Origin of the sequence: Nitrosomonas communis (assembly GCF_900114745.1) — a bacterium.
In the GTDB taxonomy this organism is placed as follows: domain Bacteria; phylum Pseudomonadota; class Gammaproteobacteria; order Burkholderiales; family Nitrosomonadaceae; genus Nitrosomonas; species Nitrosomonas communis_A.
The window spans coordinates 55,186-79,507 of sequence record NZ_FOUB01000008.1 but is presented as its reverse complement, the minus strand read 5'-3'; the positions used below and the strand labels follow the sequence as shown (position 1 = coordinate 79,507).

Sequence of the window (24,322 nt, the reverse complement as noted above, 5' to 3'; positions counted from 1 at the left end):
GGGGGCAGGGAATTGAACCCGAAGAGATTAAACGTTTTGGTCTAACAAATTTAGCAAGTTAATATGACAAAAATGTTGCTTCTATATGACATAGATGTGGCTTCATGACGAAAAAATTAAGGGCACCTCTAAAAATTCATATTTCGTCATAATGCTTCGTTGCTCACAAAAAAATATTTCCTTACATATCAGTTATATGCTGCGTCAACATTTTTTGTTCTCGCCTTGTCTTGTTTAGAACTCTGAATTTTTAGAGGCGCCCTTAATTCATTTATTCCTTATTCCATTTCTAAATCAAAACTGACTTTGTCGGCTTCACCTTGCCGTATTATTGATACTGTCTGCGGCTCGCCTTCGCGTCATTTTGATTTGAAATTAGAATTACACCTGAATCACCACACGCTCCACCCCATCCAGTTACGGTTTTTAGGTTAAATTAACAATGACAACCAGGCGGCATAGCCTGAGCATCAGAGGAAGCAATCTATTTATATTGCAATTCCTACGCTTGTACTGAAAAAATAAATAGCTGGATTTTGTTTTGGATTAGAAATTAATGCGCACACCTACATTAAACTGACGCCCCCGACGGAACTGGCGTGAGATCTCATCGCCCTGCAGGACCCGCACATCGTCATCCAGCAGATTTTGTGCAGTCATACGCATGGAAAGCCATTTGTTGACAGCCTGATTGAAAACAAAATCCAGCTGATGAAAAGGCTGTTCATATTTATCTGGCGCACCCAGTAATCCGGCAGCGACAATTCGTTCGCTAGCAATGTTATATAGCAATGTTGCCTGTGTTTTCCAGCCGGGATTTTCATACCCGATCTGGAAATTAAAGATATGCTTTGAATGGCCTTGTAACGGCCGGTTATTGGTCGTTTGTGCTTGCAGGTTCTCTGCATTCAATTTAACCGTGGAATCGGACCAGGTATAATTTGCGCCTGCATAAAAATTATTAAGCAAGGGATGCAGAAAACCCAACTGTTTTAATAATTCCAGCTCAAACCCGAAAACCGTAGCCTTGTCAGCATTCTGGAATGTCTGCAGACCTGCTGTTCCGGCCAAAGACACCAGCTCAATGGGTTTGGTTAAATCTTTCCAGAAAAAACTAGCCATCAAATTTTCACTGGGTGACAAATAATATTCCCAACGTACATCATAATTAGTCACATCCGTCTGCTGTAAATTAGGATTGCCGATTGTTTCGGTGTTAGTGTTGAGATCGGTAAAGGGCGCGGGTGATAATTCTCTGAAATCCGGTCGTGAAATCGTTTGACTAAAACCAGCCCGTAATTGCTGCTTGTCGGTGATAAACCACGTGGTTGTTACTGAGGGTAGCGCATCGACCCGTTTTAATCTGCTAGTCACCGATTGATTGGTATTGGCAACGTTCTGGAATGTTTCAACAAACTGATTATTATCTTCCCAGCGTACGCCACCCGTTACGTTGAATCTTTCATGCATAGTCAGATCCAGCTTGCCATAATATGAAAAGAGTTTCTGGGTAGCGTTGTAGCTGTCTGTTGGACGCGTCGTGTCTCTTAGTTGGAAACCATTTGGTCCGATAAAGCGAGGCTGCAGAATGGATTCCAGTGAAGATTGCCCCAGAACTGCCGGATTTCTTCCATCCGGCCCCACAGGGAAAAAAGTAAAACGCTGAATACTTGAATCTCTGGATTTATCCTGATGAATAAAACCGCTATTCAGATTTACTTTATAGTTTGGGGAAAATTCAAGGGGTAATTTCCCATCAACACGCCAGCTTTGGTCCTTGTCTGTCAAGTCAGAGAACATGCTCTGATTACTATCCGCTCTGCGGGAAAAAGCAAAACTGCCATCTGGAAGTTGATCATAGCGGTAATCCCGCGTGTTCGGCTCATCTCTTTTGGCGGTTGCATTGGTATATAACCAGTTAAGGGAAAGATCTTTCAACCAATCCAGACGATGCTCACCCCCCACCTGTTGCATCAACAGTTGGTTAGAAAAGAATTTAAGTTTCGTTCTGCGCACATCGGTCGTTTCCGCATCAGTAAAGCCCTGGTCTATTCTTGCTTCATCAACCGATTGACGCAGAAACATCGTTCTGGAAAAAATTCGATGTTTGTCCTTGTATTCTATATCTGCTGCAAGATATCCATTTAACTGTACTTCTTCTAACGTTCGTCTTACGTCAAAATCCCGAGCTAGCCGTAAACTGCCATCACTGGCATCAGCTCTTGGCGTGAATTCCCGATTGATTTCATGCAGATTCCTGAACTGCTGACTCCAGCCTCCCGCTGCGATATAACCTACCCTGAAATTACCCAGATTAAATACATCACCCATGGCAGTTTGTAATTCTCTATCTGGCCCTTTGTTTTTTTCTGATACATCCCAAACATTAGATAGATCCTCTCCAAAGGTTTCAACTTGCTGAGATGTAAATCCATTGGGATTAAAAGTGGTTTGTGGTTGGATAGTGCTGCCATCTTTGGTAGCCTCAGCAATCGAGTTTGGTAAACCACGGGCGCCATCATCAAAACTCAAAAAATCGGTGTCACCTCCTTTATAAGAAAGGCCCTTGTCAAAAGTGGTCCTGTCATTAAAACCGGTTTGGGCACTTAAATTAAAGAAAAACTCATCCGGTATGCCACGGGTACGCATTTCCAGTGTACCGCCGGCAAACTCACCAGGCCGATCAGCGGAATAAGATTTTTGTACCTGAACACTTTCGAGAAAATTGGTAGGAAAAAGATCGAGTGGCACAACACGGCGCGTTGCATCCGGGCTCGGAATCGCCGCACCATTGACTAAGGTTGAGGAAAATCGCTCACCCAGACCACGAATAAAGATAAACTGACCCCCTACTAATGTTAAACCAGAAGCTCTTCTTAATGCGCTGGCCACATCAGAGTCCCCACTGCGGCTGAATTGCTCGGCGCCGAGGACGGTCGTTACTTGTGTTGAGGTTCTCTGTTCTTCAATGACCGAGGTCAATGTTCCCGCTAAAAATGGCTCCAATACGACATATTCAGCCAACTCAACACCGGCTGGAGTCAAGTTGAAGGATAACTCCGTTGTCTGATCCTTAGTGATTTTTATTTCATCTTGCGTTTGGCTGCTATAAGCTGGGTGCAGCAGTGAAACGCTATAAGTACCGACCGGGATGCTCGCTTCCAATCGGCCTTGCTCATCTGTTCTGAGCTGCTGTCTCAGGCCGCTCACGAAAATTTGTACATCCTTGATCGGTTTATTTGTTTCCACAGAAAGAACTTTCACGGTCATAACGCCATCACCTTCAACTGGCGGCTTCTCGCCTGGCGCTTCAGAACCTGCAATAGTGCCGGCAACGGAGCTTTCAATATTGAGTAACGGCTCCCTGCCATCGGAATAAAAAGTCACCAGAATTTGCACATTCTCAGCGGTACGTAAAGGCAAATCAAAGGTAAATGTCTGATCGCTTGTTTTGAGTTTGAAATGATACTTACCGGCTGGCAATTTCGCTGCTATGCTGCCGTTGGCATTTGTTTTAAGGAAAGGCTGGTCTTCAACACGCCAAGTAAGCAGGGATGGCGTGGCTTCAATGAGTTGCGCATCCGTTCTTTCGTATACCATGCTGCTGATCGTTAGTTCTGCATCAGCAATAGGCAAGCCATTCTGAAAGAGGTGAATCGAAAACTCTGCTTTTTCAGTCTTTCCCCATGCAAAAGAGCTAAAAAAAATTGCAGTGAACAAAATGACCAGATAAAGAAAAGATTTTTTCATCTTATTTTTGTAGTCTTTATTTTTGGAAAAATATTCGTGATGAAAATCTGTCTGCTTAACACAGCATCCAAAAAGCATGATTAATCGAGGTAAACATTAGGTGTAAAAAAACCTCTCTTCACCGGCAATGAAATTGCACCAGAAGATAATTTATTAATGGAAAAGGGATGAAGCCGTTACCTGGAAGGTATCAAGGCGGTATAAGCGGGAATGCCATCAAATACGCACTGCAATCGTAATAAACGCAAGCTCCATAGTCAGTAGAACATGTTATGAGATAGCCATGGCACAGTCTGATTTCTGTCATCTCAAGAATTAAGTGCATTGCCATGGTTCAGTTTTACAGATTTCCATTAATCGACGAAGCTCAGTGCCTTTTCTGAAAAGCTCAGCATCCTTTAAATGATCCAAATGCTTATTAGCCTCTGAAAAACGGCTACTTGAAAATAGGGCATACGCAAGTGCATAACGCACTTCTTGATCATCCAATAATCCGGACCGATACAAACTTGATTCCATATTTGCAGCACGTTCGAATTGCTTTAATGCAAGGAGAATGGATAGCCGTTGTTTAAGTTTTATTTTCTGGTCACTGATGCTTTCATTCAGCGTCAATGCCTTATGAAAACGACCTGCACGCCGATAAATCTCTCCTGCTTCAGCTTGTAGGCCTGGATTCAATAAAGCTGCTTGCTCAAGGATGAATGCAGCCGAATTGAGTTTTCCCTGATCCAAATAGGTGTGTGCCAGCAATTTTGCGACCACTTCATTCTCAGGGAATCGTAGACGAGCAATTTCCAGGATATCCAGCGCCTCCTGATATTGCTTGCTTAAACGCAATGCATTACCAATAGCGATATAGTCCTCCGCAGCCGCCTTTGATTGCTTGAGGTATTGCCTGCCCAATTGGGTAGCTTCATGATATAAACCGAGCTCAACAAAATAAAAAACCTTACGTCTAAGAAAACTGAAATCTGTTGGATGTAATCTCTGACCCTCATCCAGTGCATTGATAGCGGCGGCTGTTTCTTTCAAATGCCAATAAGCTTGTGCCTTTAGAGTGATTAAGATCGCTTTGCTGGCGTGTTCGCCCGCCTTATCAATGGACTGGATCGTATCCCGATATGCTTTGAGCGCATAATGAACTTGCGCCAGATAGACAAAAATGACTGAATCGTTCTGTCCATTTTTAACCGCTAGCTGCAAACTGTCTTTGGCTGCTGCAAAATCATTCAGATTCATATAAGCCAAGCCTTGCAGTGTATAAAATCTCACCAGATCAGTTTTTTTATCCTCCAGATCCACGCTCTGCAAGGCTAGTAAGGCGCGATCACTATGACCATCTTTTAGCATGACGGCAGCAAGCTCTAGAAAGTCTGTTGGTTGTGATTTGTTATCTGCAGCCCAACTCATACTGCAATAGTATCCCAGTATAATGACGACCATCAGATGGCCAATTGGTCTGGCCGTTAGGTATTTCATAGTAATCACAGCTTTTTAAATCAAGATAAATCGAATCGAATTTTTTGCTTCGCCCACACTTTGACAACTTCACCCTTGTACTTTGCCGGTTCAAACTGCCAGGACCGAATGCCCTGCAGTGCAGAAGCGTCAAAGATCCCTGAGGGATTAGATTCCAGCACTTGTACTTGATTGACTGAGCCATCAGTCTCAACGAGTACTGACAAGACAACATAGCCTTTAATACCATTCTTCTTTGCTGCAGGCGGGTATTTAAAAGCCCCTCTTGATATTGGTTTAGGCGGGACATCAACCAGATCAGAGGTCATTACGGTATTAGCTGTTTTACCAATTAAAGAATCGTCCAAATCACTCATCTTTCCATCATCCAGGCCTAACAATCCCAAATCAATGCCAGATAGGGCTGTATCAAGACCTTTAAAAGGGGCAGGTGCTTGAGGTCGGGTGACTTGTTTCTTTGGTTCTATTTTCTTGATTTCTTTTTTAGGTTCTTGCTTGATTTCTTTGGTCATACTAATTTCTGTTACTTCTTGTGGAGGGGTTTTCTCCATTTTTCCCATATAATGATTCATCACCAATATCAGGCCAAAAACCACAATCAAACCAAATAACATCGACACAATTCCAGCCAAGTGTCGATTAAATTTATTCTTTTCCATATTGGTATTACCCCGCTTCTTTTTTAGTTGCTACCCCTACACTTTCTGCCCCTGCCAGTCGGGCCTGGTCTACCACTTCAACTAGCTTTCCAGCAGGAACACCTTCATCAGTTACGACTAGAATCACTTTACTGGAAGAGGTACTCAATAGATCACGCAGCTTACTTTGAATCAGCCACAAACGTACTAATTCACCATCCAGATAAGTATCGCCATTACGATCAATAAATAAGCGGATAGCTTTGCTCGATGCGGTGACAGAACTACTCGCCTTAGGTCGCTCCAACTCCAGTTTCATATCTTTAACGAAGGTCGTCGTTACCATAAAAAATATCAATAAAATAAAAACAATATCTATTAATGGTGCCATATCAATCGTGGCTTCGGCTTCGTTGGATTCATTGCTTCTCATAATTTATGGCTCATTGAGTTTTTGATAGTATTTCTTTGATGACACAACAGATCTTTGACTTGAGAGAGATCCTGCTCTATTTGACGTAGCTTTCTGTTCAGGAGGCTATTCATTAATAAACCTGGAATCGCAACAGTTAATCCCATTTGAGTAGTAAATAAAGCTTGTGCAATACCACCAGCAATACCCCCGGACTGGGAGAATAATGTCATGGTTGCCAGAGAATCAAAGGTCTCGATCATGCCAATCACGGTTCCCAGTAGACCCAACAGGGGAGAGATAAGAACGATTACACGAATCAGAACAGAAAATTTACCAATTTCTCTCTCATACTCGTAGAAAGCCGCATCCAGGTGACGGCGGAGATTTCTGACACCTTTTTTCTTTAATGCGATGCCTTGCTGCATCGCCTGTGCCACAATGTTTTTAGCAGGTTTTTCAGTATGCTCCTGGTAATAAAGCAACATATCACGCACACTCATCGATTTAGGCTCTTTCATGACCCAGAATCGATAACCCACTCCGTACCAAAGTAATAAGATACAAAGCAGCAGTGGGGGCATGACGATTCCGCCGGCAACAAATAATTCCTTAATTAACAGTGAGTATTCGGAAATATTCATCAGGACCTTGCTCTCTTGATGGCAATTTTCTTTAAGCTGGTCGATTATTCAGCGCTAAAGGATCATTACAAACGTTCTGAGTTCTTGCATCACCCAAATCGACTGAATTGGGTCCGCTGAGGAAAATGTTGGTAATTCTGAGTGCCGAATGCTCCATATCACGCTTAATATTTTTCGCCCAGGCAGACAATACCGAACCTAGCAACAATGCTGGGATGGCGACAACGAGACCCAACTCTGTCGTTACCAGGGCAATCGCAATACCTTCGGATAATAATTTTGGATCACCGGTCCCAAACTCGGTAATCATGTCAAAAGTTTCAATCATGCCGGTTACTGTTCCCAGCAAACCCAGCAATGGTGCTACTGAAGCAATGACTAGAATAGCCGAGCCGAAGCGATCCAGTGGCCCGGATTCTTGCAAAATCGCTTCATATACAATGCTCTCCATGTGATCCCTATCATCTTTCAAATGATTTAATGTGTATGACAAAACCCGGCTGATAGCAGATGAATTATCTTCACAGCTTTTTCTCGCTACCTCCAAATTTCCCTCGTCAAGCTGATGAATAATCTGATCAGAAAGTTTCTGCGTGTTGGCACTGTTGGATTGAAGCAAATACGCACGAACCAGGATAAGAAATGCAGCAAAGATTCCAAGCGCTACGATAACCCAACCAATGGGACCCCCTGAATCAATGATGCTCAATACTGACTTTTCGGAGGATTCTTCAATCGCATTAGTACGTGATTCAAATAAAAATAGCTGTAATAAATCAGGTTGCTGATTTTTGCTTAAAGCGACCGCGCTTTCCGCACCGGAAGCTTTCCATACTTTGAAATCTCCGCCGCCAGCGGGCACTAAACTGCCACTACCTTCTTCGCTGGTACCATATGCTGCGATATTGCCTAAATGAATAAGAGTCCCCTGGGCTTGCTTGCCATTTTCCAGGAAAAAGTTTCCAGTCTTTGTCTGGATTGCACTCAACCCCTGAATTAATGACAATGCTTGTTTAAACAGATAATTTACTTTGGCAGGATCGTTATCTTGCGTATCTTTAATGGATGCGGGTATCTCAATACCATGATTCTTAAGAGTAGCTTCTGCCTGGGCGTAGGTTATCTCTAAAGTATCATTGCGTTCAGTAACAGCGGCTTCTTTGCGTTCTGCTTCTGACAATTGCGCGTTGAGCTGATCAATTTTGGTTGAGCGCTCAACAGAACTACGTTCAAGTGCGCTGATTTTATTAGAAAGATTCTGTTCTTCGCGGGCTGCGGCGACTTGATAGTTTTTCAGACGTTCAGTCAATTCCCGTTTCTGGGCTTCCAGGAAAGCATATTCGCGTTTATACGCAGTTTCTAAATTGATTATTTCCTGTTTTGCTGCGTTCTTTTTTTGTGGTTTACCCGTATCTGAAGGACTATCTTGCTTAACTGCAGGGTCAGAAGCAGCGGTGGCTTGCGAAGTGGCTGCGTTTTTATCTTCGGCAGCATAGACAGAACTTCCCAGTACAATCAGCAGTAACGATAAAAATAGGACTTTCTTCATTTTATTAGAGGGTTCGGTAATTCAAAATAACCTTGGCGGATTTGTTTCTTTAATGAGTCAAATAATTTTGTGATGCGCTCGATGTTGCTCGTGTCATCAACTGTTTCAAATTTCCAGCCATTATCGTTATCTCTTTTAGCCATCCCAACCCGGTTATCTCTGGTTTGGAAAAAAAGGAAAACTGTACCTAGTTTTGCAATATCAACCAGCGTTTTTTCTCCACTCAACGAAATAGTTTGCTGGTAGATCCCATTTTCCTTACTCAGGCGAATTTCATCTTCTATTAAGGACCATGCTTGATTAACTGCTTTTTTAGGGTCAACCAACTTGTTAGCGATATTCTTCTCAAGATCATCAATTGCCTTGATGCGATCTTCCGTTTTAAATGGAAAACCTGTTTGAATATGGCGTTTATAATTAGCCAGGATCTCAATTAAGACGGGACTCAGACTTTCACCCGATTGCTCTGCCTGTTTGGTGTTGGTGCTCATTTTTTCTATTGAATTTTGCAGTTTCTCTATACTGAGTTTTTGCCTTCTTTCTTCAACACTTAGATCTGCTAGTTGCGAAGTGAGGGCAGACATTCTGCTGCCGTGTTTCTCCTTTTCAGTATCGAGTTGTGTTTGCAGAGTCTCGACTTCGCCTCGGATCTTCGCCAGCGCCTTTGCCAAATTCTCCAAATTACTTCCCATCGCTGTATGCGCAGAAGTCAACATCATCAATCCGATAAATAAAATTATTTTTTTTAACAAATATTCAAGCATAAATCCCAGTAAGTTAAATAAATTAAGTAGGTGAGATGGGGAGCATGCAATCTGAAACCGCAATTCCTTATTAGCAATTGCCAGCATGCTACAAGTTGAATATTTCATTATCGTTACAATCAGATGACATTAAGCTTCAAACATTTGTTATCTATCTAATAATCTGAATATATACAATGAGTTATTCAAAATTAAAAATACGTGAGACTCATGAATGCGAAAAACTATATGCTTAACTTCTTTCTTTATAAGATAAGTGGATGATGCGAGACGGAGTGGCCGGAGTGTGGCGAAAATAAAAAGTTACTAGAGCGTCATAAAACTTTTATATTGAATCACTAAGATAAGAGCCTAGACAATTCATTAATTGGAGTGAATCAATGATTCATCAAGAAATACTCAAAAGAAAGAATATATTTCAGTTAATTGATAGTGATTGGCATCTGCGAATTATTCAATTTATTGTTGGCATCTTGATGTTAGCGCTCTATTTGTGGATAGGCGCAGGCATTCTCAATTTAATGCTAAACTTGCCTCATATTTTCAATGATGGATGGGCAAACGTTGCCGAGCATATCATTATTGATGTAGTGCTGGTCCTAGCAGTGCTTGAACTGATTCGAATATTACAATCCTATCTGGCAGTAGGACGTGTAAAGGTAACTTTCATTCTCGATGTTGCATTAGTGGTATTGATCGGAGAGCTAATCGGCCTTTGGTATAAAGCTTCCACATTGACAGAGGTGGGATTACATATTGCTGTGATTGCGGTACTGACATTACTGCGTATTGTTTCCATTCGTTTCTCGCCGGATGCTGTTGATTAATTCAATCGGCATCTAGGCACAATAGGAACTAAGTTACTTAGAGAGAACTAGCAGGGTCATAATCTAAATTAAGTAGATTGTCCTCTATTTATTTGGTTAATTTATTTTAGATGATAAATCAAATAATTAATCAGCTATTACAAATCAAATGAAAAATTGTTTTCATGCTATTGTCACGAATTTGTAAAATTTTATTTATATTATCTCAGCATCTTTTAGCTATATATATTAAGAATGAGATAATGTATGACAATAACAATTCTAATAGTTGAAGATGAACCTATTCTCCAGGAAATGATTTCGCTCAATTTAAAAAGAGCAGGTCTTATTGCTTTATGTGCTGATAATGTGGAGCAAGCTAAAAGAATAATCATCAATGTTTTACCTGATCTCGTGATAATTGGTGGGATATTATCAAGTATGGAGGGGATAGAATTTGCACGCAGGTTGAAAATTGAAGAGCGTACCAAATCCATTCCAATTCTTATGTTAACTGCTCAAGATCAGGGGAGTGAAATAATCGCTGACTTGGTAGTTGATGTGGAGGATTATATTATTAAACCTTTTTCACCTCATGAGTTGATTGCACGAATCAAAGCTGTGTTACGTCGGCGTTTACCAGAGATGGCGGATGAAATCATTCAATGGGGGGGATTAAAACTTGATCCAACTACACACAGAGTACATGTGTACACCAAAGATGAGCAACTAGAACCGGCTGAAATTACATTAGGGCCCACTGAATTTCGCCTCTTGCATTTTTTGATGATAAATAGAGAACGGGTACACACTCGTGCACAACTGCAAGATCGATTATGGGGTGATCATGTTTTTATTGAAGAACGTACAATCGATGTATATATTCGCAGGCTAAGAACTACTCTTAAGGCAGTAGGTAAAGAAAACCTGGTGCAAACAGTCAGGGGAATTGGTTATCGATTTTCTGTAGAGTAAACTAACTATATATTAGCTCAGAATAGAATTGTACAAACGAATTGTACAAACCGAAACCTATCATTAAACCGGTACTCGATAAAAGGGCGCCTCTAAAAATTCAGAGTTCCAAACAAGACAAGGCGAGAAAAAAAAATGTTGACGCAGCCTATAACTGATAGGTAAGGAAACATTTTTTGTAAGCAACGAAGTATTGTGATGAAGGGGGGTAAGCAGGCAATCCGCGAAGCGGATGCTCGCAAATATGAATTTTTAGAGGTGCCAAAATTAAATTATTGATTGACACCCTCCACGAGGGAATGAAAAGTGTTTAGTTGCGCTGTTCTTGGTCTGAATTTTTATGAACCTTAACTCATGTTTGTATCCAATATTATTGAGAAAGGGAATCTTTGGCATTCACTGAGACTCTTTTGTTCATTATCCCTTTCAAGTAAGTAAAGCTTGAATTTAAAATCAGTATAACTTCTTGATGGGTGAGCTAAGCTCATGGCATAGGGAAACATTGTAGAATATTCTCATTCACTAATTGAGGTGGCTAACAAGAATTAATTCATTTGAGTACAAATTAATAGCGATGGGAAAATATTTATTTTCTATTGGTTATTTACTAGTAAATGATAGATTCTTTCATTGTTATTCCATTTCTAAATCAAAACTGACTTTTTCGGCTTCACCTTGCCGTATTAGCTATACTGTCTGCGGCTCGCCTTCGCGTCATTTCTGATTTAGAAATGGAATGACATTCTACTGAAAAATTTTCCATCTACCAGAATAATTGCATAAAATAGCAGAATCGGCAATGTCCGTAATAATTGTCTCGGTAATTTATAGGCCAGAGATGAATAGCTGTGGCTTTTATCAATGGCAGTTCTGAACTATCTAAACTGGTTATATGCTCAGTTTTACCTTCAATTACGCCTACAGTAATAATTTCTCTATTTTTAGCATAGTTCTTTGGATCAAGAAATTCTGGGCTTTTAATGACGAAACGTCCTTCGCTGGGTTTATTTATTTTGGGGCGACCATAATAATCCAATGGATAAAATATGACTTCCATCCAGCTGAAGTTTTCATCATTCTTGACATCCCCAATGACACCACCCCACCGTACTAAAGTATTTTTATAGCTTTCGATATCTGCGCTTACCTCTGCATATGAAATATTTGTTATATGTGGATCTTCAAATGCGAGGGGCAGGGTAGAGCACGCACTTAGTAATAAGCTAATTAAAATCAAGTAGAATCTCATAGAAATATCAAATCTTTCTTATTAATTGTAAAAATTCTTTTTTGTAGAGGATATATGAGAGCGCGTGAGAACTGGAGAAATATCTGGTCAAAGCCTTCATTTATGCGAACTTTATGGTTCTTGCAAAGATAAAATATGTAAAAAGGTGCCAGCTAGAACGAAAGGGAGAAAACGATAAGAACTGGCACCGTGGCTAAGAACAGGAATAAACTTAGTATTGATCATTATACAGTTCAACATTACACTCTCATTACTATCTCATGACATCCGTAATTTTTGATACATTGAAATGAGTTAATTATTTACTTTATAACTTCTTGAGCTATACTCTACTTTAGACATTCACCCTCCACCCTTGCGTCGCCTGAACGGTGACACAAACTGGTAATGATACGAGTGAGATTGATATTACCTGCTGGTGACACGATGTTACACTCCCAGTCTGGGGTCGCCACGCTGTTTTGGGCAAGTGAATATCGAGGACTTCCGGTTGAAACCGTCCCTGAAAACAAGTAAAGTAAAATTCTATGCGCAGTCACTGCGCTACCAGGCCGTCGGTCGGGGTTGTTTGTTGCGCCATGACGCTACGATCTCGACAGGAAAAGCTTCTTCCGCAACCAGGCTCAATAGCTGAACCAGCGTCCACGCTGTTGAGCGAATCTGCATCCATAACTCCAGCACAGTGCATTTCTGCTGCCATAGATTGTTCACACCCCACCAGCGCTTCAAGTTGTGAAATAAGGGTTCGATGCCCCAGCGGCGTGCGTACAAATGCAGTATTTCTTCGGCACTCAACTCCGTTTCGGTTGCCAGCAGCAAGCGTGTTTTTGACCAATACTGTTTGTCCGTGTCGTAGAAGTCGTACCATACCGCGCGAACCAGCGCTCCTGTCAGAAAACGCGTTATTGCAACCACAGTGCGCAGGTGAACCAACTGCTCCTTGCCATAGAGTGTCAGCTTGACTTCGGTTAGCGGTAAATTTCGGATCGCATCGGGTGTCATTTTGATCCCGTAGGTTTTGGATCGTCCACCTCGAGGCTTGGACAATACGTCTGGCGGCATGAAGAATGCAGCATCGCATCGCACCTGACCGATGATCCGCATCTTTCGCGACAGCAGCGGCAATACCAGCCTTGCCCGCATGAACCAGGCATCATACAGCAACCGGACGGGCTTGTTTATTATCACTGGAGCCAGGCTGCACACTAATGCCAGCGCAATAGTCAACTTGTTCCAATGTCGCCGCCCTGCATACGCGGGTTTTTGGCGTATGCAGGGCGGCGACCGTGCAAACCTTCTTTTCTGTCAAGTGATTCTTGCACATTTTGTGAATAATTTTATGCCTCGTATCGCTACTTTGTTTCTGCCTTAATGGTAGCAGTTCTTTGATGCAGAATGTCTAAACTTGAGTTGAGCTATAGTCAAATGTGGTGTATGGAGATTCAAGCGGCCACCTGTTTTTGATCTCCTGCTTGCTTAATGCCGTTAACAAATTTAAAGCCAGAGATGACATCTGCTAACAGCTTGTTAGCCTCTTAAACGAAACCATTTTTTCTGTGCTGTTTCCATGAGTTTAAACGCCAGTCAATGTGGTTGTCCTGCTACCACAATTCTTGGTTTTCTCTGTTCTCAATCTAACGGTAGCAAAGACAGATGCAACGGGATTGGTTGTTCTAATATGTTGCCAATTTTCGGCAGGATAATCATAGAAGGCCAGCATGGAAGCTTTGTCTTTAGCTAAATACTCCATTGCTTTCGGATATTTGGGATTGAATCGCTCAATATACAATGGTGAAATGCTTGAAGCCTCTCCCTGTGTTACTCGCTTGCCAAATATCATGCAAGGCTTTTTTGGCCTTGGGTTGCATCGCTTTGGGTAGGTTTTCCAATACATCAGCAGTTTTATGTACCCAGCAGCGTTGCTGGTCCGTTGCTGGCCAAAGTTTGGCTACCGCTTTTCAGAATCCCAGCGCACCATCACCCACAGTCAAGTTAGGTGCATTCTTAAGACCTCGTTGCTCCAAATGGATTACCATTTCCCCTAGCTAGCTTGCTGCCGATTCACGATAACCGTCGGATAATGCCAATAACTCTTTACGTCCCGCTTCATCTGAGCCGACCATCACCAGTAAACATACGCGATCGTCGATGCGTACATTGCTATAGACACTGATAATCCGGGTGCCCCCAGGCTCCAGCAGATGCTGCAGCGTTTCTGAGCAATCCCCCGTTGAAATTCCTCTCAAATAAAGCCGCGGCAAGAATTCTTCAATATTCCTGGTGCGCTTCAAGTAGGGTGGCACCAGCCTATTGTTCAACTTAATGCCTGATTCAGAGCGATCCCGCACCTTCGGTACTTTAACTTCAATGTTGCCAAGCCCCGTTTGAATCGGACGTTCTGGTAAATAATCATTTCTGGCGACTGCCAGTTTTCCCTCATCAGTTTTTAAAGTGCTATGTTGTTCAATAAAGGCAGCTACCTCAGCTTCAATGGCTGCAGCCCACATCTTACGCGCGCCTTCCCGAGGAATTTCCTGGAGCGGAGCATTTTGATCTGGTTTGTTCAAGTTAAAAATATTACTATCTGTCATAGCGGTGTTTTCCTGTTATTGGTAGTTGATCTGCCGAGATCTTTACCATGTCAAGTCCTGTTTGATAATATCAGGTTCGCTCAGCTCTGCCAGTATCTGACGGCGCGCTGCTTTTTGTATTTGTAATGCGGCTTGCCAGTCATTTCCCGATGGATGCAAGGGTGGGCTAATCAGCACTTTCAGCTTACTTCGACGTGGCAACCATCGTTCAGCGCATAACATGGTGCGGGTGCCAATCAGGGTGACTGGTAGTACGGGGATACCGGTGCGTGCAGCAGTCAGAAATGCTCCCATTCTGAACGGCATCAGTCCGGCTTCACGCCGAAACGTCCCTTCTGGGAAAAAAATTATAGACTCACCCGCGCGTGCCCGCTCTTCCACCTTACGGACATCTTCCACACCACGTGCGTCATCGAAACGCTCAACAAATGCGCTGCCCAGCCGGCGCAAGGGGATAGCAGCTGTTGGATTGCGCAGCAATTCCTGTTTGGCCACGTAGGCGAACTTAGCGGGCAGTACAGCGGTAAGTAGTAATGCGTCCAGATAGCTGGCGTGATTGGCAACCACAATCATGGGCGCCTTCCTATCGAGATGCTGCAAGCCTTCCACTCGCAGTCTCAGACCAGTTAACGCAACTGCTAGGCGCGCACTTGCCCGGGCGATGTGCCGTCGCAGAGTAAGTCCAGGCGCCAGCACGATCAGCAGCCAGGCGAAGGGCACAATAGCAACAAAAACTGCCCAGGCCCACAGCCCCCATGCCCATTCAGCACCGCGCCGCAGCAAACGCATAATCCGCGCTATGGCTGCAGCACCCCCAAGGCGTATCATTTGCCACCATAGTGGGCGTAGGGTGCTGCTGATCGCACCCTGTTCATAAAGCTCGCGGCAAGCAGTACGGCGAACCTTGCCACTGGAGGTCTTCAGCACCGTGCGCGGCGGTACTAGCACGATATCATCTGCTGGCAGTCCCACCGAGTCTACGGCAAGGTTGTTGATTTCGGTCACTATCCGCTCACGCTCCCTGGCGCTGCTTTCGCGTGTTTCAGCAAGTATTATCAAGCGTTCTGTGCCAGCGTGCGTATTGCTGGCAGGAAAAACGGCTACCCCACCTTTGTGTATGCCATGTACTTTACTTACCGCCTCCTCCAGTTCCTGCGGGTAAATATTATGCCCACCGCGAATAATAATGTCCTTCTCGCGCCCAGTGAGATACAGCTCTCCAACCGCAATGTAGCCCATATCACCGCTATTAAGCCATTGTCCGTCAAACAGGCGGGCTGTCGCTTCGGGATTGCAGAAATAACCGCTGTTGGTTGCCGACGGTCCGCGGAATTGCACGCGCCCCTGCGTACGATCAGGTAGTACTTGCCCGTCAGCGTCGACAATGCGGATCTGATGACCGGATAAAGGAAGGCCGCAGGAAACGATGTGCAGCGCAGAGCGATCGTCAGCCTGTACAGGACGTGCGATCCCTGTGTGTGAGAGCGTATCACGATCCACGTGGTCAATCAGCGGTCCGCGTTCTGCTGGCGGGAAAGCCAGTCCTACAGACGATTCTGCCAGACCATAAACAGGCATCATGGCGGTACGGCTGAAACCATAGCGAGAGAAGCGTGCAACAAAATGATCTATTGTATTTATACTGATTGGCTCAGCTCCGTTGTAGGCCAGACGCCAGCAACTGAGATCCAGACCATTCAGATCACGATCATCGAGCTTATTGGCACATAACTCATAGGCAAAATTAGGAGCTGCTGAGACTGTGGCGCAATGCCGGCTGATCGTCCATAACCAGCAAGCTGGCCGGGCAAGGAAGCTGAGCGGCGAGCGCAGCACTAGCCGGAATCCAACATAGAGGCTACCCATGCAGGCGGCAATCAGTCCCATATCATGATAGAGCGGCAGCCATGAGACGAAAGTATCCGCAGCAGTAATGCCTGAAGCAAGCGCCATCGCTTGCAAGTTGGCGAGTAGGTTAGCATGGGTTAGTACCACTCCTTTGGGGCTGCCGGTACTGCCAGAAGTGTATTGCAGTAAAGCGATATCTTGTGGTTCTAACTTCGGAGAAGGGGGGGACGTTCCACGGATAGACAAATCTGCGACGGTTGTGACCATACGGAGTGATTCGCATTGCGCACGCAGCAAGTGTCCCAGTGGTTTGGCTTGCTCAACTGTGATGAGAATGCTGGCTTGGGCATTGGCAATGATGTCGGCGATACGCCGCATGTGATCCTCAATTTGCGAAGGCCGCCCCGGCGGGTACAGCGGTACCGGTACGCAGCCAGCATAGAGTGCGCCATAAAAAGCTGCGAAGAATCCTCGCCCAGTGGGCAACATGATTGCTATTTTTTTGCCAGAACCCAGCCCAAGCTGTTGCAGGCCGGCAGCCAACGCTTTGGCCTCCTCCTGCAACCTGCGATAGGTAATGTCTTCGGTATGCTCCTCTTCGTCATAAAGCGTGATATGAATCTGCTCAGGTTGCCTCGCGACACGCCAGTCTAGGATCTCGATCAGCGTAGACGCAGTTTCCGGCGGAGGAGGATATACCTGGGTTTCTGCAAACTTCGCTGTTCCAACTGGAGTAGGTGTTTCGGTAGTAATCGTACCTGCAATCTGCTTGAGCAAATCACGAGGTGTCTCGGCCTCGGCCAGCGCTTTTTCGCCAAGCTTTACACCCAGTTCTCGTTCGATGCGACTTAGCAGCTCTACGCGCGCCAGGCTGTCTAGACCGAAGTCGCGCTCCAATGAATGATCTAACCCGAGATGTTTGGGAGCAGGTTCATTCGGCCGCAGCTCATGAACAAGGTTGCGCACAATGCCAAGCAGCTTTTCTACATCGCTTTGAGAATCTGTGTTGAAAGGCATTTGCTTCTCACTCTATTCCTTTCCCAGAAGTAGAGAAAGTTGGAGGCTCATTCTGGGGTGAATATCCAGCGCCCAGTAAGCGGTATTACAGGCGCAGATTACTCCAACATTCTACCTATCATTATGCACGGACAATTAGCTAGATATGTCACAGCATACCAACTAGCATTGGATACGAGTTTATCACTGAGACAGACTGTTGAAATCCTTCTTCTCAGGGGGTGAGATCAGCGCGCTACGAATGTGAGGCAGCTAATTTCATCCATACTGCGACCAACCCAAATGTTCTCGGTTATGCATTCAAAGTCATCAGAACTTGCATGCTGCAACTTTGCAGGCTCCAATCCCTGCCGCGCGCATAGTGGCTTGGGTGTGGTTCTTGTTGTGGAAAAATGTGTCGCAGCCGGGATGCACACTGTCGCTGATGGTAATGGCACGTGCGTGGCAATTGTGGTTAAGATTATATATGCATTCTATATGCATTCGATTGCACTACATTCGGAAACAAAATGGGTCGATGGTAATCGTTTTCATCTGAAATTCTCCTATTATGTGAAAGAAGAAAGTAATGGGAGTAAGTGAGAATCAATAAACAATAGAAGCTATCATGTCTTAATCACTCATTGCACTGAACATGGTGCGCTTAGCATAAATCGTTGTCAAGCAAAATTATCATGGAGATAGAAAATGAATTTACTTCGCTATGAGCTAAACACGATATATATAGAATCAGTAAGTTAACTATTTTTAAGTGACTGCTGTTTATAAATTTCAGCACTTCATTCTTTCTAGAATTTATCCACTTAACGCAAAAAAGAATCGATATCATCGCACTTTGCACGGTAAGGGTATGATGTCCGATGTCCTTGTGATGGTGTTGGTATGTCCCGATGGTCTGCTTTTTATTGAAAAACATTCAGAGCGTATCTTGGTCTGATTAATATTGTTATTGAAATTTGGTGATAACAATCAGCCATTGCTAACACAACCAAAAGCAAATCAGACGCCGTGTTATAGAAACAATATCGATAAAATTCAATTAACCTAGATTCTTAGGTGAGTGGAATGAAGAGTGTGGTTTTGCGAGTACAGGGCAAGGAGTTGCACCGCAGCCATGTACTTGCAAGATCTCGCAATTAATTCCGGAGCGAGAATACTTGGAAGGTGAGAATGAAATTTATAGAGAAGGTTATTATATTCATAATATTAACCCAGAACGAGTGAGTAACTGAGGAGGAATTTGGGTTAAATTAATCTTGGTCGTCGCGAAGCTTGCGTCGATGTGATACTTTATTGTTATAGTCATCATGTATCGTTCTGAATAACCATAGGAGGGGAAAATGAAATTGCTAATCATCGTTTCGCTGACAGTGCTCGTGCTTATATTAATCGCATTAAATTCTGGTGCCTACAACATTGCTGCTACCGATAAACATTGGGCGATCACAGAAAAACTGATCAGCTGGGTTCGTGATAGCTCGATAAATGCACGCGCAAAAGAAATCGAAATTCCAGTGCTTGATGATGACGTTATGCTTGAAAAAGGTTTCAAGCAGTACCATGCCATGTGTACCGAATGCCATTTAGCGCCCGGCAAGCAACCCACCGAACAGGCAATCGGTCTTTACCCACAAGCACCTGTATTTCATGAAAGAGAGCCCGTAACTGATGAAGGTGAAAAATTATTTCTCTCCAAAAGATATTTTTGGGTGATCAAAAATGGTATCAAAATGACGGCTATGCCCGCTTGGGGGCCTACGCATAATGATGAAACAATCTGGGCAATCACTGCTTTTCTTTTGAAACTCCATGGAATGACTGCTGCACAATATTCTGCACTGGTAGATGCGCATGGTGATGATCTAATGCACGATCATCATGATCACGACCACCATTAATGTAGGATATGTGGGAGTATCATTTAACCTATTTTCCTCAGTTGAATCACATTAAATTACTTATGAATCATATAGATTAAGGTGTTTTGATAAATTCTTGGCATTGCCAATCAGGTGAGATTTTAATAAAATGATCAAAATCAACTGAAACTGTTGCCGCGCTTCGCTTCCTGCTTATTTACGGTAACTGAAGAGCAGTTACCGTTTTAAGTTTGAAACTAAGGGTAACATTGAATTGCGGCGGCGTATCAAATAAATTTCAATTGAGGAATCTAGGTTTAAGGATAAAAGCCGTGCGAGGACTGTAATCACATTGGCGATGGATTCAAGAGGCATGACGCAGCACTACCACCGAGCGTCCTTCCACATTGATCTGGCTTTCTGCTTTAAACGATTCTTTGTTTTCCAGCCAGCCAACGTTGGTGTCTAGCTCCTTTATCCAAAGTATCCCCCACTCAGTTCCGGGGAGAGTAAAAGTTAGCGCTTCATGGTGAGCATTGAAAATTATGTAAAAATTGTCGTCTTTTACCGGTTCGCCGCGTGGGTAGGGGTTCGGGATGGTTGCGCCGTTCAAGAAAATACCAAGCGACTTGGCATATCCCAGGCCCCAATCGTTTTCAGACATCTGTGCACCTTCTAAGGTAAACCAGGCAATGTCCTTTACTTCGCTGCCGTGAATGGGCTGGCCTTGGAACCAGTGTCTCCGACGAAAAACTGGATGGTTTTTGCGATATTCGATGAGTTTCTGGCAAAAAGCGACTAATTCTTTATCGGCATTTTCCCAATCGTACCAGGCAACCTCACTATCCTGGCAATAGGCATTATTGTTACCTTGTTGCGTGCGGCTGATTTCATCACCTCCGAGCAGCATCGGTACGCCTTGCGATAGGAATAGCGTGACAAGGAAGTTTCGCTGCTGGCGTTTGCGTAGTTGGAGTACATTTGGGTCATCTGTTCTACCTTCCGCACCGCAATTCCACGAACGATTGTGGCTTTCACCATCATTGTTTTTCTCACCGTTGGCTTCATTATGCTTTTCATTGTAGGAAACGAGATCATTTAAAGTGAAACCATCATGAGCAGTGATGAAGTTGATGCTGGCGTAGGGCAGGCGAGAGGTTTTCTCATAAAGATCAGAGCTGCCTGTAAAGCGAGAGGCAAACTCTCCGAGCGTTTGATTCTCACCGCGCCAAAAATCGCGTGCACAGTCTCGGTATTTCCCATTCCACTCGCTCCATACCGGGGGAAAATTACCCACCTGATATCCCCCTTCTCCGACATCCCAAGGTTCAGCAATAAGCTTCACCTGACTGATGACCGGATCTTGCTGAATGATATTAAAGAATACGGAAAGGCGGTCCACATCATGCAGTTCACGTGCTAAAGTGGCAGCCAGGTCAAAGCGGAATCCATCCACATGCATTTCCAACACCCAGTAGCGTAGAGAATCCATGATGAGTTGTAGTACGAAAGGGTTGCGCATGTTCAGGCTGTTACCAGTGCCAGTGTAATCTTGATAATAGCGTTGATCCTCAGTAAGTCGGTAATAATACGCATTATCGATACCCTTGAAAGAAAGCATCGGACCGAAATGATTTCCCTCCGCCGTATGGTTATAAACCACATCCAGAATTACCTCGATTCCAGCCTGATGCAGTGCCTTGACCATTTGTTTGAATTCAGCCACAGCTGCACCAGGGCGTTTTCGGGATGCATACTCACTATGGGGTGCGAAGTAACCAATAGAATTGTATCCCCAATAATTTCGTAAACCTTGGTCCATCAGATGCTTGTCGTGGATGAAGTGATGGATGGGCATGAGCTCGACTGCTGTTATTCCAAGCTGTTTGAAATAATCAATGATTACTGGGTGGGCTAGAGCAGTGTAAGTGCCTCGTATCTCAGGCGGAATGTCCGGATGCCGATTAGTAAGACCTTTGACATGGGTCTCATAGATGATGGTCTCATGCCAGGGAATTTGCAGCCTGCGATCCCCATTCCAATCAAAATGAGGCTGATGTACCACGCCGCGTGGCATGTAAGGCGCGCTATTGCTGGTACTTCTAACTTCGTTGCCCTTGCCAAAACGGTATGGAAAAACAGCTTCATTCCATTGAATTTGACTATCGATTGCCTTTGCGTATGGGTCGAGCAGCAACTTGGCAGGATTACAACGCTGACCTTTGGCAGGATCCCAAGGTCCATGGATGCGAAAACCGTAACGTTGGCCCGGCTCAATGAATGGCACATAGCCGTGCCAGCAATAGCCTGTTACTTCGGGTAAATCAATACGCTGTTCTTTTCCTTTTTCATCAAAAAGGCACAGCTCGACTCGTTCCGCGATTTCTGAAAATACTGCGAAGTTCGTTCCAGAGCCATCATAAACGGCTCCCAAAGGATAAGGCTGTCCTGGCCAGATTTTCATATTTTTTCTAAAAAGATTGAAATTTGCTCGTATATATAACTTATTATATTAACCCTAATAGTTCCCTTTGTGCTAGGGCTATAATTTCGCTTGTTGACCATCAAACAGGCAACCCGAGGTATAAGAGTGATGTCCTAATTGCTCGGGAGAAGTTACGGCTGAATCTTAGCGGTTTATCCCAACGTGAACGATTTACCAACGTGAACGATCGAAGGTAGAGGATAGGAACCGTTTGACGCGCTGATGATGTTCAAGGCAATTTTGCTGGGTCAATGGCATACATAGTTTGTCGGATGCAGCGCTCGAACGGGCGCCATGCGTATAGATAGATTTTCTACATTTTTGTAGGCTGCGCTTGTCGGATGCAATACCTTATAAAAACGACACTGTGCCAGTTTCATAGCCGGTTGATGGTACACACTAAACCTAGAAGGTTTTTTGCATTTATCAATGGACAGATTCAACCACGCGGTTTTGACGATGAAAGGTGCGGCGGGTACGGTAATTGATGGCATATTGAATGCATGAATCTGAGAGAAACTGTCAATAAAAATTTTGTAGACGAATCATCAGGGGAGTAGTCTGTCTAAATAGGGCATAATAAGGAAAAAATGGCCTAAAAAAACAGTAAGGCTTTGCTTTTTGCCAAAAATTTCGGGTAAAACTGTCATTTAGAGATATTCCTTTTCCATAGCAAAATTTTCAGGGTTGCGCAGAAGGTTTTTTATGAATATATATTCGATATAGAATAACCACAGTGCATTGTTTGAGAAAAACCAGATAAGGAAGTTCACAACAATGAACCAGTTACCCGAATATATCAACGGCTTACCCAATATTTGTGGATCAGAAGATCTTGTTGCAAAGGTCATTCGGGAATGTGAAGATGATTTTGTATTCTTGCCGCATAGCGGGATAGATTTCAATCGCATAAAAAGCGCATTTGCTTGCGCGCTGCACATGCATCAGCCGCTTATTCCTGCGGGTGGTGATCATCTACAGACCGCTGCCATCATCAGTAATTTGCAGTACATGATGGAACATCAGAACAGCGGCGATAATCACAACGCCCCTGTGTTTGCTTATTGCTATAAGCGGATGGGTGAATATATTCCACAATTGATTCATGAGGGTAAAAACCCAAAAATCATGTTGGAGTATTCAGGCACCCTGTTGCATGGCATACTCAGTATGGGGCGTCATGATGTGATAGACAGCCTTAAAGGAATTACCTGCAACCCTGAATATAGTCGCGCCGTAGAATGGCTGGGTTGCCCTTGGGGTCATTCCGTGGCACCTTCTACTCCCGTGCAGGACTATCGCCTGCACGTGAAGGCCTGGCAGCATCATTTTGCTGCAATCTTTGGATTAGAGGCACTTAAGCGGGTGCGCGGTTTTTCTCCTTCGGAAATGGCTTTACCTAACCATCCCGATGTGGCTTATGAATTCGTCAAAACATTAAAAGAGTGCGGCTATCAATGGGTGTTGGTTCAAGAGCATTCAGTCGAGGAGCTGGAAAGTGGCTGCTCGTCGCGACAACCTCATTTACCGCATCGCTTGGTCTGCACTCACTCCAACGGCGCAACCGCAAGCATCGTTGCTATTATCAAAACCCAAGGCTCAGATACTAAACTTGTTGGCCAAATGCAGCCTTATTACGAAGCGAAAGGCTTGTCGCGGACAGAATTTGCTAGCAAGAATATTCCGCTAGTGGTCAGTCAAATCGCCGATGGTGAAAATGGGGGGGTTATGATGAATGAATTCCCGTCCAAATACAAAGAGGTTATGCGCGAGTGTTCTTATAGCGATACACCTGGCGTCAACGTCAGTGAATATCTGGAATACCTCTATTCCATTCAGCTTAAGGAAGAAGATTTTCCCGTCATCCGCCCCTTGTTTCATAAAAAGATTTGGGCGTATATCAAACCAGGGGATGGTCCAGACAAACTCCATGCCGCCATTGAAGCGCTATCGCGGGAAGATCACAGTTTTCATATGGAAGGGGGTAGTTGGACCAATGATTTTTCTTGGGTAAAAGGCTATGAGAGTGTTATCGGACCCTTGCAAGAAGTGAGCAAGCTGTTTTACACCACAGCGCTTAAACCAGGCTGTGCCACGAATGAACATCACTATCGTAATGCCCTTTTTCATCTGCTTTGCTCGCAAACAAGCTGTTATCGCTACTGGGGACAAGGCTTGTGGACTGATTATGGGCGTGAAATATGCCGCCGCGCTTATGAAATCCTTAAGAAGGATTTTTAGTAAACATACCAA

General features: G+C 44.0%; 16 protein-coding genes and 1 pseudogene. 5 read left to right on the top strand and 12 right to left on the bottom strand.

Annotated features, from left to right (window positions below):
* Positions 1-546: 546 nt before the first annotated feature.
* The 7 genes from BM122_RS05365 to BM122_RS05335 all read right to left on the bottom strand — a co-directional run bounded on the left by BM122_RS05365 (position 547) and on the right by BM122_RS05335 (position 9,239).
* A complete protein-coding gene (locus BM122_RS05365; protein WP_074904332.1) occupies positions 547-3,750 on the bottom strand; it encodes a TonB-dependent receptor domain-containing protein in 3,204 nt (1,067 codons plus the stop codon).
* A gap of 315 nt (positions 3,751-4,065) precedes the next feature.
* Positions 4,066-5,232 (bottom strand): tetratricopeptide repeat protein, encoded by a 1,167-nt coding sequence (locus BM122_RS05360; protein ID WP_074904309.1) that lies wholly within the window; start codon positions 5,230-5,232, stop codon positions 4,066-4,068.
* Between the two features lie 20 nt (positions 5,233-5,252).
* Positions 5,253-5,891, bottom strand: a complete 639-nt coding sequence (locus tag BM122_RS05355; protein ID WP_074904307.1) for an energy transducer TonB — start codon at positions 5,889-5,891, stop codon at positions 5,253-5,255.
* 7 nt (positions 5,892-5,898) lie between these two features.
* Positions 5,899-6,303 (bottom strand): ExbD/TolR family protein, encoded by a 405-nt coding sequence (locus tag BM122_RS05350; RefSeq protein ID WP_074904305.1) that lies wholly within the window; start codon positions 6,301-6,303, stop codon positions 5,899-5,901.
* Positions 6,300-6,926, bottom strand: a complete 627-nt coding sequence (locus tag BM122_RS05345) for a MotA/TolQ/ExbB proton channel family protein (protein WP_074904303.1) — start codon at positions 6,924-6,926, stop codon at positions 6,300-6,302. The genes BM122_RS05350 and BM122_RS05345 overlap by 4 nt, the downstream gene beginning before the upstream one ends.
* Positions 6,927-6,957: 31 nt before the next feature.
* The gene (locus tag BM122_RS05340; RefSeq protein WP_074904302.1) at positions 6,958-8,475 is read right to left on the bottom strand and encodes a MotA/TolQ/ExbB proton channel family protein; all 1,518 of its coding nucleotides are present in this window, start codon (positions 8,473-8,475) and stop codon (positions 6,958-6,960) included.
* Positions 8,472-9,239, bottom strand: coding sequence for a DUF3450 domain-containing protein (locus BM122_RS05335; RefSeq protein ID WP_074904330.1), 768 nt, complete (start codon positions 9,237-9,239; stop codon positions 8,472-8,474). Before BM122_RS05335 ends, BM122_RS05340 begins: the two co-directional genes overlap by 4 nt.
* 380 nt (positions 9,240-9,619) lie before the next feature.
* Between BM122_RS05335 and BM122_RS05330 the strand changes: the two genes are divergently transcribed.
* The gene (locus tag BM122_RS05330) at positions 9,620-10,066 is read left to right on the top strand and encodes a phosphate-starvation-inducible PsiE family protein (RefSeq protein ID WP_074904300.1); all 447 of its coding nucleotides are present in this window, start codon (positions 9,620-9,622) and stop codon (positions 10,064-10,066) included.
* Positions 10,067-10,312: 246 nt separating this feature from the next.
* On the top strand, positions 10,313-11,020 hold the full coding sequence (locus tag BM122_RS05325) for a winged helix-turn-helix domain-containing protein (protein ID WP_074904299.1): 708 nt from the start codon (positions 10,313-10,315) through the stop codon (positions 11,018-11,020).
* 763 nt (positions 11,021-11,783) lie between these two features.
* Here the strand turns inward: BM122_RS05325 and BM122_RS05320 are convergent.
* The 4 genes and pseudogenes from BM122_RS05320 to BM122_RS05305 all read right to left on the bottom strand — a co-directional run bounded on the left by BM122_RS05320 (position 11,784) and on the right by BM122_RS05305 (position 17,725).
* On the bottom strand, positions 11,784-12,257 hold the full coding sequence (locus tag BM122_RS05320; protein ID WP_074904297.1) for a Slp family lipoprotein: 474 nt from the start codon (positions 12,255-12,257) through the stop codon (positions 11,784-11,786).
* Positions 12,258-12,812: 555 nt separating this feature from the next.
* Positions 12,813-13,496, bottom strand: coding sequence for an IS701 family transposase (locus BM122_RS05315; RefSeq protein ID WP_074904296.1), 684 nt, complete (start codon positions 13,494-13,496; stop codon positions 12,813-12,815).
* A gap of 215 nt (positions 13,497-13,711) precedes the next feature.
* A pseudogene (locus BM122_RS05310) lies at positions 13,712-14,860 on the bottom strand (IS256 family transposase).
* A 42-nt stretch (positions 14,861-14,902) separates the two neighbouring features.
* The gene (locus tag BM122_RS05305; protein ID WP_074904294.1) at positions 14,903-17,725 is read right to left on the bottom strand and encodes an AMP-binding protein; all 2,823 of its coding nucleotides are present in this window, start codon (positions 17,723-17,725) and stop codon (positions 14,903-14,905) included.
* A 294-nt stretch (positions 17,726-18,019) separates the two neighbouring features.
* Between BM122_RS05305 and BM122_RS23150 the strand changes: the two genes are divergently transcribed.
* Positions 18,020-18,307, top strand: a complete 288-nt coding sequence (locus tag BM122_RS23150; RefSeq protein WP_177198050.1) for a hypothetical protein — start codon at positions 18,020-18,022, stop codon at positions 18,305-18,307.
* 758 nt (positions 18,308-19,065) lie between these two features.
* Positions 19,066-19,623 carry a c-type cytochrome gene (locus BM122_RS05295; RefSeq protein ID WP_074904293.1) on the top strand — a complete coding sequence of 186 codons (558 nt, stop codon included), beginning with the start codon at positions 19,066-19,068 and terminating at the stop codon, positions 19,621-19,623.
* Between the two features lie 325 nt (positions 19,624-19,948).
* On the opposite strand, the gene glgX is transcribed toward BM122_RS05295, so the two are convergent.
* Positions 19,949-22,048 (bottom strand): glycogen debranching protein GlgX, encoded by a 2,100-nt coding sequence (glgX, locus tag BM122_RS05290; RefSeq protein WP_074904291.1) that lies wholly within the window; start codon positions 22,046-22,048, stop codon positions 19,949-19,951.
* A 798-nt stretch (positions 22,049-22,846) separates the two neighbouring features.
* On the opposite strand from glgX, the gene BM122_RS05285 reads away from it, so the two are divergent.
* Positions 22,847-24,310 carry a glycosyl hydrolase family 57 gene (locus BM122_RS05285; RefSeq protein ID WP_074904290.1) on the top strand — a complete coding sequence of 488 codons (1,464 nt, stop codon included), beginning with the start codon at positions 22,847-22,849 and terminating at the stop codon, positions 24,308-24,310.
* Positions 24,311-24,322: the final 12 nt, after the last annotated feature.